At 54.3% G+C, this 538-nt stretch carries 1 pseudogene; it reads right to left on the bottom strand.

The features are described 5' to 3' along the window. Window positions 1–314, bottom strand: a pseudogene (locus CFR72_RS16950) (IS3 family transposase); the annotation flags it as partial. Window positions 315–538 lie beyond the last annotated feature (224 nt).

Here is a 538-nt window from a genome sequence, read left to right as displayed (position 1 = left end):
CGTCCATCCATCAGCCTGTCCGCCATAAAATCCATGGACCAGACCCTGTTGGGAAGGGCCGGAACCGACAGCTTTTCAGGCTTTTCGCGAACCAGACGCTTGCGTGGTTTAATCCGCAGGTTGAGTTCCTGTTCCCGATAGATCCGATAAACCCGCTTATGATTCCAGAGCTGTCCCTGCACATTGCGCAGATACAGGAAACACAGACCAAATCCCCATCTCCTGTGAGCCTGGGTCAGTCCCACCAGAAGATCGGCAATCCTGTCGTTCTCCGCTGCCAGTCGCGGACGATAGCGAAAGCAGGTCTCGGATATCTCTGTGCTTTAAAGCACGCCTGTGAGATTTGGATCTGATCCGCTGATCACCATACTGGCCAGTGGCTTCTGAAAGGCCACATCAACAGGCCTTACAGAGACCGCACACGATCACACGTCAATATGGGGGTCGTTTGCGGGAGGGGGCGAAATCCTACGCTAAGCTGAGAACGCGCTTCCCATAATCCCTGAGCTCGCCCTTCGGTCCGACATATCTGTATAGA

It is taken from the genome of Gluconacetobacter entanii, from assembly GCF_003206495.1.
Classification (GTDB): domain Bacteria; phylum Pseudomonadota; class Alphaproteobacteria; order Acetobacterales; family Acetobacteraceae; genus Novacetimonas; species Novacetimonas entanii.
This window is presented reverse-complemented; position numbering and strand designations above follow the sequence as displayed.